Origin of the sequence: Xanthobacter nonsaccharivorans, from assembly GCF_043194755.2 — a bacterium.
In the GTDB taxonomy this organism is placed as follows: domain Bacteria; phylum Pseudomonadota; class Alphaproteobacteria; order Rhizobiales; family Xanthobacteraceae; genus Xanthobacter; species Xanthobacter autotrophicus_G.
The window spans coordinates 2,274,517-2,287,026 of sequence record NZ_CM195526.1 but is presented as its reverse complement, the minus strand read 5'-3'; the positions used below and the strand labels follow the sequence as shown (position 1 = coordinate 2,287,026).

13 protein-coding genes are annotated in these 12,510 nt (G+C 73.1%); 12 read left to right on the top strand and 1 reads right to left on the bottom strand.

Features of this window, described 5'->3' with window-relative positions; translation table 11 throughout:
• The first annotated feature begins 450 nt into the window (after positions 1 to 450).
• The 12 genes from V5F59_RS10455 (at position 451) to V5F59_RS10400 (ending at position 9,919) form a co-directional block, all read left to right on the top strand.
• A complete protein-coding gene (locus V5F59_RS10455) occupies positions 451 to 2,127 on the top strand; it encodes a GspE/PulE family protein (protein ID WP_393982322.1) in 1,677 nt (558 codons plus the stop codon).
• A gap of 5 nt (positions 2,128 to 2,132) precedes the next feature.
• Positions 2,133 to 3,347 (top strand): type II secretion system F family protein, encoded by a 1,215-nt coding sequence (locus V5F59_RS10450; protein ID WP_393982323.1) that lies wholly within the window; start codon positions 2,133 to 2,135, stop codon positions 3,345 to 3,347.
• Between the two features lie 22 nt (positions 3,348 to 3,369).
• Positions 3,370 to 3,846, top strand: a complete 477-nt coding sequence (gspG, locus tag V5F59_RS10445; RefSeq protein ID WP_393982324.1) for a type II secretion system major pseudopilin GspG — start codon at positions 3,370 to 3,372, stop codon at positions 3,844 to 3,846.
• A gap of 10 nt (positions 3,847 to 3,856) precedes the next feature.
• Positions 3,857 to 4,333, top strand: coding sequence for a prepilin-type N-terminal cleavage/methylation domain-containing protein (locus V5F59_RS10440; RefSeq protein ID WP_393982325.1), 477 nt, complete (start codon positions 3,857 to 3,859; stop codon positions 4,331 to 4,333).
• Positions 4,311 to 4,724 (top strand): prepilin-type N-terminal cleavage/methylation domain-containing protein, encoded by a 414-nt coding sequence (locus V5F59_RS10435; protein WP_393982326.1) that lies wholly within the window; start codon positions 4,311 to 4,313, stop codon positions 4,722 to 4,724. The genes V5F59_RS10440 and V5F59_RS10435 overlap by 23 nt, the downstream gene beginning before the upstream one ends.
• Complete coding sequence (locus V5F59_RS10430) at positions 4,721 to 5,431, top strand: PulJ/GspJ family protein (protein ID WP_393982327.1); 711 nt, start codon at positions 4,721 to 4,723, stop codon at positions 5,429 to 5,431. The genes V5F59_RS10435 and V5F59_RS10430 overlap by 4 nt, the downstream gene beginning before the upstream one ends.
• Complete coding sequence (locus tag V5F59_RS10425; protein WP_393982328.1) at positions 5,428 to 6,333, top strand: type II secretion system minor pseudopilin; 906 nt, start codon at positions 5,428 to 5,430, stop codon at positions 6,331 to 6,333. Before V5F59_RS10430 ends, V5F59_RS10425 begins: the two co-directional genes overlap by 4 nt.
• Positions 6,330 to 7,373 (top strand): PilN domain-containing protein, encoded by a 1,044-nt coding sequence (locus V5F59_RS10420; protein WP_393982329.1) that lies wholly within the window; start codon positions 6,330 to 6,332, stop codon positions 7,371 to 7,373. The genes V5F59_RS10425 and V5F59_RS10420 overlap by 4 nt, the downstream gene beginning before the upstream one ends.
• A complete protein-coding gene (gene gspM, locus V5F59_RS10415; protein WP_393982330.1) occupies positions 7,370 to 8,053 on the top strand; it encodes a type II secretion system protein GspM in 684 nt (227 codons plus the stop codon). Before V5F59_RS10420 ends, gspM begins: the two co-directional genes overlap by 4 nt.
• Complete coding sequence (locus V5F59_RS10410; protein WP_393982331.1) at positions 8,050 to 8,619, top strand: hypothetical protein; 570 nt, start codon at positions 8,050 to 8,052, stop codon at positions 8,617 to 8,619. The genes gspM and V5F59_RS10410 overlap by 4 nt, the downstream gene beginning before the upstream one ends.
• A 161-nt stretch (positions 8,620 to 8,780) precedes the next feature.
• Entirely contained in the window at positions 8,781 to 9,413 is a 633-nt protein-coding gene (locus tag V5F59_RS10405; protein WP_393982332.1) for a TIGR02466 family protein, read from the top strand.
• A gap of 14 nt (positions 9,414 to 9,427) precedes the next feature.
• The gene (locus V5F59_RS10400) at positions 9,428 to 9,919 is read left to right on the top strand and encodes a copper resistance protein CopC (protein WP_393982333.1); all 492 of its coding nucleotides are present in this window, start codon (positions 9,428 to 9,430) and stop codon (positions 9,917 to 9,919) included.
• Here the strand turns inward: V5F59_RS10400 and V5F59_RS10395 are convergent.
• A complete protein-coding gene (locus V5F59_RS10395; RefSeq protein WP_393982334.1) occupies positions 9,816 to 12,437 on the bottom strand; it encodes a fused MFS/spermidine synthase in 2,622 nt (873 codons plus the stop codon). The genes V5F59_RS10400 and V5F59_RS10395 overlap by 104 nt on opposite strands.
• Positions 12,438 to 12,510 lie beyond the last annotated feature (73 nt).

The following is a 12,510-nucleotide window of genomic DNA, read 5'->3' as shown; positions in this document are numbered from 1 at the left end:
TCTGCCCACACCCCACCTGACGTCTCGAATTCCGCTCGACCGGAGGCCGAGGAAAAGGTCCGCCGGCAAACGGCGAGGTGGGCCTAGATAACGGTATCATGTGACACAAATATTAGGCCCTGCCGGAAGTTGGACGGGCGTTGGAATTCAACGTCCGGACGTATTGCCCCGCGTCGCGGGATCGTCATCGAACTGCCGCTAAACCTTCATGGACCGCGATAAATATACCGCCCGCCGTGCCGCAGCGGGGCGTCGGTCGCGGCGCCTGTCGTGGCGCGCCCAGAACACAGCCCGAGGCATCGCCCGGTTCCCGCCCCCGGCAAGGGGCGCGGGGCGGGGCGGCATGTCGGACGGGATGCATGAGGCGTGGGCGGAGGATCGCGCAGAAGCGACCGCGGACCCGCAACCACGGGCCTGCGACCACGGGCCAGCGACGACGGGAAAGCGCCGATGACTGCCGATCGTGCCGGCGACTTCTTGAGGCACCTCGCCGAGGCCGGCCATGCCGACTCCGCGGCCCTGCGCGCGGAGGCGCCGGGCGGCGCCAATGCCCTGCGCCGCATCTGGGAGGCGAGCGAGCTGCCCGCCGGCGATTTCGCCGACCAGGTGGCGCTCTTCTTCGGCATGGAGCGCATCCGGCTGCCGCAGCTGATGGCGGCGCCGGCGCTGGTCAAGCGCTTCTCCCCCCGCTTCCTGCGCGAGATGGGGGTGTTCCCCTACGTGGCGGCGGACGGCACGGCGCGCCTCGCCGTGGGCGACCCCACGGACGCCGCCGGCCTGCGCGCGGCGGAAATCGTGCTCGGCGCACCGGTGGCCATCGCCATCGCCTCCTTCGAGGACATCGCCACCGCGCTCACCGAGCGCCTCGGCGACGAGGAGGCGGCCGTTTCCGAGATCAGCGCGGCGGACGCCGCCCGCGCCGCCGACGACATCGACAGCCTGCGCGACCTTGCCTCGGGCGCCCCGGTGGTGCGGGCGGTGAACGACCTGATGGAGCGCGCGGTGGAGCTGCGCGCCAGCGACATCCACATCGGCCCGTTCCGCACCGGGCTGGAGGTGCGCATGCGGGTGGACGGCCTGCTGCGCCCGGTGCCGGCGCCGGCCGGCGTGCTGCCGCAGGCGGTGATCTCCCGCATCAAGATCCTCGCCGGCCTGGACATCGCCGAGCGCCGCCTGCCCCAGGACGGCGCGGCGCGGCTGAAGGTGGGGCGCACGGAGCTGGACATCCGCGTCGCCATCATGCCCACCCAGCACGGGGAAAGCGCCGTCATCCGCCTGCTGCCGCGGGACCGCGGCCTGCTCACCATGGACAAGCTGGGCTTCGGTGCCGCCGATGCCGCGACGCTGAAGCGCCTGCTCGCCATGCCCCACGGGATGATCGTCGTCACCGGGCCCACCGGGTCGGGCAAGACCACCACGCTCGCCACCATCCTGTCGATCCTCAACGAGCCGACGCGCAAGATCCTCACCATCGAGGACCCGGTGGAATACGAGATCCGCGGCGTCTACCAGTCGCAGGTGAAGCCTGCCATCGGCCTCACCTTCGCCGCCGCCCTGCGCTCGTTCCTGCGCCAGGACCCGGACGTGATCATGGTGGGCGAGGTGCGCGACCCGGAGACGGCGCACATCGCCGTCCACGCCGCCCTCACCGGCCATCTGGTGCTCACCACCCTCCACACCGACACCGCCGCCGCCGCCGTGCCGCGCATGATCGACCTCGGGGTGGAGGGCTTCCTCCTGCAATCGACCCTGCGGGCGGTGATCGCCCAGCGCCTCGTCCGCCAGCTGTGCGACCGCTGCAAGCGCCCGCGCACCCTTACCCGCCGCGACATCGACGACGACCCGCGCTATGCCGCCCTCGGCCTGCGCCCCGGCGAGAGCGTGCACGAGCCGGTGGGATGCGAGCGCTGCAGCGGGGCGGGCTATCGCGGGCGCCTCGGGGTGTTCGAGATCCTGACACTCAATGACGACATCCGCGCCCTGATGGGCGAGCGGGCGGGCGCCACCGTGCTCGACAAGGCGGCGGTGAAGGCCGGCATGACCACCATGCTGGACGACGGCATCGCCAAGTGCCGCGCCGGCCTCACTTCGGCGGCGGAAGTGCTCCGCGTCACCACGGTGCGCTGAGAGCCATGGCCCATTTCCATTATCGCGCGCTGACCCAGGGGGGCGAGCTCGTCACTGGCTCCATCGCCGCGGCCTCCGCGGCCGAGGTGGCCGAGCGCATCGAGTTCCTCGGCCTCGTGCCGGTGGAGACCAAGCCGGCGGCGGAGAAGACCTCCCCGCTCCAGATGGACCTCGCCTTCCTCAACCGGCCGAAGGCGGAGGACGTCACCGTCTTCACCCGCGACCTCGCCCTGCTGCTGAAGGCCGGCGCCCGGCTCGACGATGCGCTGGAGCTGCTCTCCGGCGACGGCGACCTGGGGCGCATGCGGGCGGTGGTGCGCAAGATCCGCGCCGGCGTGCTCTCCGGCGAGAGCTTCGCCGACGCCATCGCCGCCCATCCCACCTTGTTCCCGCAGGTGTTCGTGGCGCTGGTGCGGGTGGGCGAGGCCTCCGGCACCCTCGACCGCACCCTGGAGCTGCTCGCCGCCGAGCGCACCCGGTCGCAGGAGCTGAAGCGCAAGCTCACCGAGGCGCTGCAATACCCCGCCTTCATTCTCGCCGCGGCGGGGGCAGTGCTGGTGTTCTTCCTCATGTTCGTGCTGCCGCAGTTCTCGGTCATCCTGCGGGACATGGGGGCGAAGCTCGACCCCTCGGTGGAGCTGCTGCTCAACCTCTCGGACCTCATGCAGGCCCATGCGGTGGAGATCGGCGCCGGCGCGCTCGTCGTCCCCGTCCTCGGCTGGCTGGTGCTGCGGCGGCCGGCGACGCGCGGCAGGCTGCGCGACGCGCTGGCGAAGCTGCCGCTGCTGAAGAGCATGCTCATGTTCCACCGCACCGGCGTGTTCTGCCGCAACCTCTCCATCCTCCTCGGCAACGGCGTGACCCTCACCAACACCCTGCGCATCGTGGTGGAGGTGATGGCGGTGTCCGACGGCTCGGCGGTGTGGGCCGTGACCGCCGACAAGGTGCGCCACGGCGGGCGCCTGTCGGAGGCGCTGGCGGCCGGCGCGGTGCTGCCGCCCATGGCCATCCGCATGCTGCGCCTTGGCGAGGAGACCGGCCAGCTCGCAATGCTCGCCGGCCGCATCGCCGATTTCTACGAGACCAAGCTCCAGCGCGCCCTGACACGGGTGGTGGGCATCATCGGGCCGCTCGCCATCGTCACCATCTCGGTGGTGGTGGGCGGGCTCATCGTCTCGGTCATGACGGCGTTGCTGTCCGTCAGCCAATCCATCCAGTGACATGCATCAGACAGGGGTTTCCATGCGTTCGCCAAGCTGTTCGCCCAGCCTTGCCGCCTCCCTCCGCCGGCGCCACGCCAGACGGCGGGCGCAGGCGGGCTACACCCTGGTGGAGCTTCTGGTGGTCATCACCATCATCGGCCTCATCGTCGCCCTGGTGGGCCCGCGGGTGCTCGGCTATCTGGGCGACAGCAAGGTGAAGACGGCGCGCATCCAGATCCAGGGCTTCTCCAGCGCCCTCGACCTCTATTATCTCGACGTGGGCCGCTACCCCATGACGGCCGAGGGCCTCGCCGCGCTGGTGCAGCGCCCGGCCGGCGCCCCCAGCTGGAGCGGACCCTACCTGAAGGGCGGCACCCTGCCCGCGGACCCCTGGGGCAAGCCCTACATCTACCGTTCCCCCAGCGAGCACGGCCCCTACGAAATCATTTCCCTCGGCTCGGACGGGCAGGAGGGCGGCAGCGGCACCGCGGCCGACATCACCAGCTGGGCGCGCTGAGGCCCGCCCCATGGCCCGCCCCACGCACATGGACGCTTCTTCCGCCGCGGGCTTCAGCCTGGTGGAGATGGTGTGCGTGATCGCCATCGTCGCGGCTCTGGCGGCCATCGCCTTGCCGCGCCTGCCATTGGGCACCTCCCGCGCGCGGCTCGAAGCCTATGCGGTGGAGGCGGCGGCGCTGCTGAAGGCGGACCGCACCGCCGCCCTGCGCCGCGGCCGCCCGGTGGCGACGACCGTTGACGCCCCCGGCCGGGTGCTGCGCTCCGGCGACGGCCGGCGCGAGGTGCGCCTGCCGAAGGACGTGACGATGAAGGCCGTCCTGCCCCAGTTCTGCAACGACCGGCCGGCGGGCAGCGCCATCGCCTTCTTTCCGAGCGGCCTCTCCTGCGGCGGGGTCGTCGCCTTCACCCGCAACGGGGCGGGCTACGAGGTGAAGGTCAACTGGCTGACGGGAGGGGTGGAGATTGTCCAGCGCCGCACCTCCTGAGGCCCGCGCCACCGCCGGCTTCACCCTCATCGAGGTGCTGGTGGCGCTCGCGGTGCTGGCAAGCTCGCTGGCCGCCATCGGTGCCCTGGTGGCCTCCAACGCCCGGGCCTCGCGCAGCCTCGACCACCGCGTCGCCCTCATGGAGACCGCACGGGCGGTGGAGACCGGCATTCCCGGCCGCGCGGCCCTCGTGCCGGGCCAGAGCGAGGGGGAGATTTCCGGCCACCGCTGGCAGATGGACGTGCGGCCGCTGGCGGTGGAAGGCGTGCCGGCCAACCCGCACTGGGTGCCGCAGGCGGTGACCATCCGCGTGCGCGCGCCCTCGGGCGCCACCCTCACGCTCGAAACCATCCGCATCGCCCGCGCCGACGCGAAAGGCACGGCGCAATGACCCCGCGCGCCCGCCCTTTCCCCCGCTCCCGCCCGCAGGCCGGCTTCACCCTCGTGGAAGCCCTGGTCGCCATGACGCTCATGGGGCTGGTGCTCACCGGCCTGGCCCTCCTCACCGGCCAGTGGCTGCCGGGCTGGAGCCGGGGCCTTGCCCGGGTGCAGCAGACGGAGCGCCTCGCCCTCGCCATCGACCGCATGGCGGCGGACCTCGCGGCGGCGGAATTCGTGCCGGCGAACACCAAGAGCAAGAAACCCTTCTTCGCAGGCGGGGAAAGCGCCGTCATCTTCGTGCGCACGGCGCTCGGCCCCAATGCGCGGCCCGGGCTGGAGATCGTGCAGCTGGCGCCGGCCTCCGGGCTGAAGGGCGCGGCGCTGGCGCGCAGCACCGTGCCGTTCGTGCCCCGCACGCCGGAAGCCCCGCCCCGGGCGTTCGGGCCGCCGGTGCCGCTGCTGGACGCGCCCTACCACGTCTCCTTCTCCTATGCCGGGCGGGACGGCACATGGCGGCCCGACTGGAGCGATGCGGAGGAGCTGCCCCGGGCGGTGCGCCTCGTGGTGCGCGATGGCACCAGCGGGCGCGCGCTCGCCGCTTCCACCGCCGCGATGGTGCGGGCGCAGGTGCCGCAGCTCTGCGTCTCCGAGAAGACCGAGAAGGGCTGCTCCAGCGCCCCGCCGCCCGGCCAGACCGTGGAGACCCCGGCCCAATGACGGCGCCTCTCACGCCCGAACCGCCCGCCCGCCCGCAGGCGCAGGACGGCTTCATCCTGGTGGCGGTGCTATGGATCCTGGCGGCGCTGGCCACCCTCGTGGGCATCTACGCCACCTATGTCTCGGCGAGCGCCATGGCCGCCGTGGCGCGGGAGGAGGACATCCTGGCGGACGGCCTCGCCGCAGGGGCGGTGGAGCTTGCCGCCTACCGGCTCATCGCCACCCCGAAGGAGGTCCGCCCCACCTCGGGCGAGATCGGCTTCCGCCGGGGGCGGGCGCAGGTGCTCGCGCTGTTCCGGGACGAGAGCGCGCGCATCGACCTCAATGCCGCCTCCAAGGACATCATCGCCGGCCTCTTCGTCGCCCTCGGCGCGAAGCCGGAGGCGGCCGCGGACTATGCCGGACGCATCGTCGGCTGGCGCACCGCGCCGGCGGGCGGCTCGGAGGAGCTGCCCGAGGCCTATCGCGACGCCGGCCTGGACTACGGCCCGCGCGGCGCGGCCTATGTGCATGTGGACGAGGTGTGGCGCGTGCCCGGCCTGCCCGCGGCGCTGCTGGCGCAGGCCATGCCCTTCCTCACCGTCTACAGCGGCCGGGGCGAGGTGAATGCGCGGGAGGCCTCCCCCCTCGTCCTCGCCGCTCTGCCCGGCGCCGCCGCCGACGCGGGCAACGGCGCGCAGGAGGGGACGCCCCCCGTGCCGCCGGGCACCACCACCGAGCCGGGGGAGAGCGTGCGCGTCACCGTCCGCGTCACCTTCGACAGCGGGCGGACCCGGACGGCGGAGGCCGTGCTCCTCCTGCGCGACTTCGGCGAGGACCCGTACCGCATCCTCTCCTGGCGGGCGGACGCGGCCGCGCCCGACCTGCCGCCCCCACCCCCACGCGCGGAGGCGCGGCGATGACCCTCAAGCGCATCACGGACGCCTTTTCCACATTCATCGACCTCGTGGCCGAGGCGGTGCTGGCGCTCGGCGCCCTGCTCCACGCCTCCGGCACCACGCGGCTGGTGGAGGGGCCGGACGGCAGCTTCACCCTCGAAGGCGCCGGCGACACCCCCGCCCCGCCCCCGTTCCGGCTGGACGCAAGCCCCCTTCCGCCCGGTCTCGCCGCGGCCTTGAAGGAGCAGGAGGTGGAGCTTGCGCTCCAGCCCGGCCATTTCCTGTTCCGCCCGCTGGAGCTGCCCCGGCGCGCCGGCGAGTTCCTGGACGGCATCGTGCGCGCGCAGATCGACCGCCTCACCCCCTGGAACGCGGCGGACGCCGTGTTCGGCTGGACCGCCCCCGCGCCCCTCGGCGACGACCGGATCGCCCTCACCGTCGCCGCCACCGCCCGCGGGCGCATCGCGCCGCTGGTGGAGGCGGTGAAGACGCTGGGCGCCAAGACCATCGCCGTCTCCACCCTTCCCGTGGGAGCCGACGCGCCGATCCGGGTGCATGCGCACACGACCGCGGGCACCCCCAAGCCGGCGCGGGTGCGGCGCATCCTCACCGGCACGCTGGCCGGGGCCGGCCTTGCCGCCCTCCTCGCCTTGCTGCTGGCGGACGTGGCGGGCGGCAGCCTCGACCGGGAGCTGGACGACCTCAACCGGCAGATCGCCGCCCGCCGCCTCGTCCTCACCACCTCGAACGGCGGGGAGGCCGGCCGCGCCCTCGCCACGCTGGAGCGGCGCAAGCACGAAGGAGCCCCCACCGTGCTGGTGCTGGACGCCCTCGCCGAGGTGCTGCCGGACCACACCTTCGTCACGGAGATGCATGTGGAAGGCCTGAAGCTGCAGGTGATGGGCGTATCGCAGGATGCCCCGGCCCTGATCCGGCTGATGGAGCAGTCGCGGCGCTTCACCCGCGCCACCTTCTTCGCCCCCACCACCCGCGCGGCGGAGGAGGCGGGCGAGCGCTTCCACATCGAGGCGCAGATCCGCACGCCGTTCGGAGGCACGCCATGAAGCCCGCGCACCTCGGTCCGCTGCGGGAGCGTTTGTCCGGGCTGGCGACCCACGCCGGACGCCTGCCCGCCCTGCTCCTGCGGCGCGCCCGCGCGCTGCGCCACGCGTCCCCGCGCAGCATGCCCCTTCGCGCGGCCTGGCCCCGCCGCCCCGCGCTGCTCGCCGCGCTCGGCTACGGGGCCGCGGTGCTGCTGCTCGCCCACATGGCCGTCTCCGCCGTGGGCGGCCTCCTGGAGAAGCGGGAGGCGGTGGCCACGGCGGATGAGATCCTCGGCCGTCTCCAGGGCCGCCGCCCGCCGGCGGCGGACGGCACGGCCGCGCCCGCCGGGCCGCCCGCCGGCTCGCCCTTCCTCGAAGGCCCCACCGTCACGGTCGCGGGCGCGAACCTGATGCAGCGCGTCGGCGCCGCCGTGACGCGCTATGACGGACGCATCATGTCGTCCCGCGTGGAGCTGCAGGGCAGCGAATTCGGCCCCGGCTTCCTTGGCGTCACGGCCAATTTCGAGATCCCCCAGGGCGAGATGCAGAAGCTGCTCTATGACATCGAGGCCGGCATGCCCTTCCTGTTCGTGGACCAGCTGGTGGTGCAGGGCCCCTCCACCTCCGCCGGCGGAGGCGACGACGATACGCGCCTGCGCGTGCTTCTCACGGTCTATGGCCAATGGCAGGGCACGCGATGAGACGCCCCCGGTCTCCCCTCGCCCTTCCCGCCGCCATGCTCGGTCTTGCGGCGGCCCTCGCCGGCCCCGTGATGGCGCAATCCCTCGACGGGGAGCCTCCGGCGCAGACGGCGCCCGCCGCGCCGCGGGGCAATCCGCTGTGGGGGATCCCATTGCAGAGCCTCACCGCCACCCGTGAGCGGCCGCTGTTCTCCCCGTCGCGCCGGCCGCCGCCCTCGGCCGCGCCGGCCCCGGCGGCGGTGGCGCCCTTGGCCGAGACTGCGCCGGCCCCGGCACCCCGCCCGCCCCTCGCCCTCATCGGCACGGTGGTGGGGGCGAAGGAAGGCTTCGGCATCTTCCTCGACCAGACGTCCAACACGGTGATGCGGCTGCGCACCGGCGACGTGCACCGGGGCTGGACCCTGAAGCAGGTGACCGTGCGCGGGGTGCTCCTTCAGATGGACCGCCGCAGCGCCGAGCTGGCCCTGCCCCCGCCGGAGAAGGGCGCGGTGCCGGCCCAGAGCGGCGGGCGGCGGCGCACGGCCGAGCGGCCCTTCCCCAACGAGCCCGACCCCTCCTCCCACTGAGCGCGAGCACGGGGCCCGAGCCGGCAGATGCGCGCGACCGGTCATCGACACTTCACCCGACCGTCATGGGCCGGTCATGGGCGGCCGGGAGAGTGCCGGCCGCAGGTCACGCCCACTACCGCGGGCGGCCGCGTCGTTTCTCTCTCCGGATGGGCATTGCCGTGAGCCAGGTCGCCAGCCAGGTCATTCCCCTCTTTCCGACCCCGGTCATGCGCGTCGAGAAGCTGCTGGATGCCGAGACGGTCGCCATGGTGACCGACGAGGTCACCGGCTCCGCCAACCTGGCCAATGCCTTCTCGGACCACCTCTCCCACACCCCGGTGGCAGGCGTCGGCGCCAACGACGCCTTCGCCCGGCTCGGCACCTTGGTGATGCCACACGTGACGGCCTTCGGCGAGGTCCTGTTCGGCGAGGCGCTCGCATGGCAGATCAAGGAAATCTGGGTGAACGTGCTGGAGCCCGGCGGGCGGCAGGCCATCCACACCCACGCCAACAGCTTCATTTCCGGCGTCGTCTATCTCACCGACGCGCACCCCTCCGCCAACATCATCTTCCACAAGGCGCTGGGCGGGGCGGGCTTCATCTTCGGCAATTCCAACCCCAATGCGCGGGTGAACGCCTTCAACGGCGGCAAATGGATGATGCCGCAGACCTCCGCCGGCGACCTCGTGATGTTCCCGAGCTACCTGCTTCACGAGGTGCCGCCCAACCACGGGGAACGGCGCATCTCCATCGCCTTCAACGCCATCCCCGACCGCCTCGACAATCACGGCTATGCCGTGCGCTTCTCCTGATCCGGAACCGGACCATGCTCCTTCGCACCGCCCCTTCCGCGCGCATCCTTGCCGCGCTCGCCCTTTCCGGCGCGTTCGCCCTGTTCGCGGCCCCGGCCTTCGCCCAGTGCGCCTTCGACCAGTCCTCGCCCAACGCCAATGACGTGGTGACCGAGCAGGAACCGGCCATGAGCATCCAGTTCATGGTGGAGGTGGAGCTGAAGGAGGTGCGCCTGCTCGGCCCCGACAAGGCCGAATGGCCCATCGACTGGGTGCGCAGCGCCGGCGAGGTGCGGGACGTGGCCTTCCGCGCCACCAAGCCCCTGCCCCCCGGCGACTACATGATCGAGTGGAACGGCTACATTCGCCGCCACTATCACGCGGACGGCGGCTCCATCCCCTTCAAGGTGGCCGCCGCCGGCCCTACCCCCGCGGAAGCCCCGCAAGCGCCTGCCGGGCTTCGGGCCTCCCAGGGGCTGCGCTATCCAGCGCTTCTAGGATCCGTCGTGCAGAAGCCGGGTCCGTGACGGCCAGCTGCCGCGCCATGGCAAGCGCCGGCAGATAGGCCGGCGCGAAGTCCGGGCTGGTGCGCACCAGCTCCACCAGCTGCGGCGCCAGGGTGCGGGCCACGTCCCGCGGACCCTTGGCCGCCAGCATGTCGGCACCGATCTCCAGATAACGGTCGCGCGCCTGCCAATATGCGGCGAGGCGGCGGCGCGCGGGCGCGTCGGCCCCGGCCAGCACGTCCTCGGGCCGGCGCGGCAGCGCCTGGAGCAGCGCGACCAGCCGGTCGGCGGGGCGATCGCCCGCCGCATAGGCGACGCGCGGCGCGCGGGCGGCCACATGGGGCCGGTCGTCCGTGTTGAGCGGGGCGGCGCCGGCGAAGGCGGCAAGCCCCTGCGGCCCGGCGAGATAGAGGCCGAAGAGGGAGAGGTCGTCCGCAAGATCCAGCGTCGCGAGGCGGGTGCGGAGCGCCCGGTCCTGCACGCGCGCCGCCATCCAGGCGGCGGGATAGCTGCGCGGTGCCGCCCGGCCGACGAGCGCGACCAGCGGCGTCTCCACGCTCAATTGCGCGAGATAGGCATCCGCCTCGGGAAACACCTCGAGGAAGGTGCGGACGATGACCCGCAGCGTCTCGATGTCCAGCTGGTGCAGCGGCAGCCACTGGCAGAACACCCCGCCCGGCGCGAGGCGCGCGCGGATGGCGGCGAAATGCTCCCGCGCATAGAGCGCTCCGGAGCCGTCCACGGAGGGGTGGTAGAGGTCGGCGACGATCACGTCATAAGGCGCACCGGGGCTGCGCACGAAGCGTCGCGCATCGGCCATGTGCACGCGAATATCCGGATTCGTGCCGAGCTGCGGCGCCGAGGCGGCGAACAACGGGAAGGTCTCCACCACCTCGGGCACCAGTTCCACCCCGTCCGCCTGAAGGCCGGGATGATCCCCGGCGGCGGAGAGGGTGGCGCCCGTGCCGAGGCCCAGGAACAGGGCGCGGTGGGGATCCGGGTGCAGCAGCAGCGGAATGTGCGCCTGCCGGTGGTCGGAGCGAATGGAGGCGCTGCCGCCCATGCGGAAATGGTTGTTCACCTGCAGATGCTGGTCGCCGGCGCTGTTGCGCACCACGCTCACCGCCGCCATCACGCCGTCGCGGTGGAACAGCAGCGCCCCGCCCGGCGGCACCCACACGAAGCGCAGGGAGAGGGGCGAGGCCACCAGCGCCACCGTCGCCGCCACGACCACCGCCCCCGCCGCCAGCGCGCCCCGCCGCAGGTTCGGCAGCACCAGCAGATAGCCCAGCGCCACCGCCACGAAGCCGAGCTTGGCGCCGAGGTGGGGCACCATCACCGGCCCGAACAGGATGGGCGCCAGCGCCGCGCCGAAGGTGTTGGCCGCGAGCCCCGCCCCCATGCCGCCCGCCGCGTCGCTGGCCCGCTGCGCCAGCCGGGTGAAGAGCGCGCCCATGGCGAGCGTCGGCGGCAGGAAGGCCAGCGCGCCGATGGCCAGCTCCGCCCCCAGGCGCCCCGCCATGGTGGCGGGCAGCGCGCCTTTCGCCAGACGGAGGAGGCCATCCGAGCCTGCCAGCACCGCCGCGCCCCCCAGACACGCCAGGGCGGTGGCCGCGACGAGGGCGGTGGTGGCCGCCTCGCCTGCTCCCCGGCGGCCGAAGCGCGTCCACAGGGCGGCGCCGATGGCGGTTCCGGCCAGATAGGCGGCAAGCAGCAAGGCGAAGGTGTAGATGGTGTTCTCGAGGATCTGGCTGACCACGCGGATGGTCAGAACCTCATAGCCGATGCCCAGAAGGCCGGTGACGAACAGCGGTGCCAGCGCGGGGAGCCCCTGCCCCTTCGGTTTCGGCACGGCGCGGGGCGCGCGCCCCTCGCCCGCCCACATGGCGGCGGCGCAGGCGAGGTTGAGAGCGGCGCAGATGGCGAGGGTCGCGGAAAGCCCGAGGGCGGGAATGACGAGGAAGGTGGTGGCGAGCGTGCCGGCCACGGCGCCGAAGGTGTTGGCCGCATAGACGCGCCCCACCGCCCCGCCGGCCGCGAGGCGCGGCGCCAGCACCGCCTCCAGCGCCGGCAGCGTGGCGCCCATGGCCATGGTCGCCGGCAGCAGCAGCACGAAGGGCAGCGCGAACGCGACCAGCCATTGCCGTGCCGTGCCCGCGTCCACCGGCACCAGAGAGGGCATGAGATCGGCGGCCAGCGGCGTCAGCGGGATGAGGGCGAGCGCCCACAGGCCGATGGTGAGCTCGAGGCCCGCATACCAGCGGGCGGGATGCGGGCTGGCGGCGATGCGGCGGCCCGGCGTCAGGCTGCCGAGCGCCAGGCCGGCGAACAGCGCCGACACCACCCCGAGGACGGCGACGATCTCGTGCCCCAGCGCCACCGCCAGCATGCGCGACCAGACGATCTCGTAGCCCAGCCCGGCGAAGCCCGAGAGGCAGGCCACGGCGGTGATGGCGCGGATGCGCGACGGCGGGGCTTCGACCGGAGCGGCGGCGAGGACGGATTCGGCGGCGGGGCGCGCGCGCGCTTCGGACATCATGAAACCTGGACCCTGAAGCAAAAAGAGCCGGAGGTCGTTTCGACCCCCGGCAGCAATCCGGCGGAACCACCGG

Excerpts from the sequence above, each read along its gene's own strand:
- V5F59_RS10455 (WP_393982322.1), top strand. The coding sequence starts at position 451 with ATGACTGCCGATCGTGCCGGCGACTTCTTGAGGCACCTCGCCGAGGCC.
- V5F59_RS10450 (WP_393982323.1), top strand. The coding sequence starts at position 2,133 with ATGGCCCATTTCCATTATCGCGCGCTGACCCAGGGGGGCGAGCTCGTC.
- gspG (WP_393982324.1), top strand. The coding sequence starts at position 3,370 with ATGCGTTCGCCAAGCTGTTCGCCCAGCCTTGCCGCCTCCCTCCGCCGG.
- V5F59_RS10440 (WP_393982325.1), top strand. The coding sequence starts at position 3,857 with ATGGCCCGCCCCACGCACATGGACGCTTCTTCCGCCGCGGGCTTCAGC.
- V5F59_RS10430 (WP_393982327.1), top strand. The coding sequence starts at position 4,721 with ATGACCCCGCGCGCCCGCCCTTTCCCCCGCTCCCGCCCGCAGGCCGGC.
- V5F59_RS10425 (WP_393982328.1), top strand. The coding sequence starts at position 5,428 with ATGACGGCGCCTCTCACGCCCGAACCGCCCGCCCGCCCGCAGGCGCAG.
- V5F59_RS10420 (WP_393982329.1), top strand. The coding sequence starts at position 6,330 with ATGACCCTCAAGCGCATCACGGACGCCTTTTCCACATTCATCGACCTC.
- gspM (WP_393982330.1), top strand. The coding sequence starts at position 7,370 with ATGAAGCCCGCGCACCTCGGTCCGCTGCGGGAGCGTTTGTCCGGGCTG.
- V5F59_RS10410 (WP_393982331.1), top strand. The coding sequence starts at position 8,050 with ATGAGACGCCCCCGGTCTCCCCTCGCCCTTCCCGCCGCCATGCTCGGT.
- V5F59_RS10400 (WP_393982333.1), top strand. The coding sequence starts at position 9,428 with ATGCTCCTTCGCACCGCCCCTTCCGCGCGCATCCTTGCCGCGCTCGCC.
- V5F59_RS10395 (WP_393982334.1), bottom strand. The coding sequence starts at position 12,437 with ATGATGTCCGAAGCGCGCGCGCGCCCCGCCGCCGAATCCGTCCTCGCC.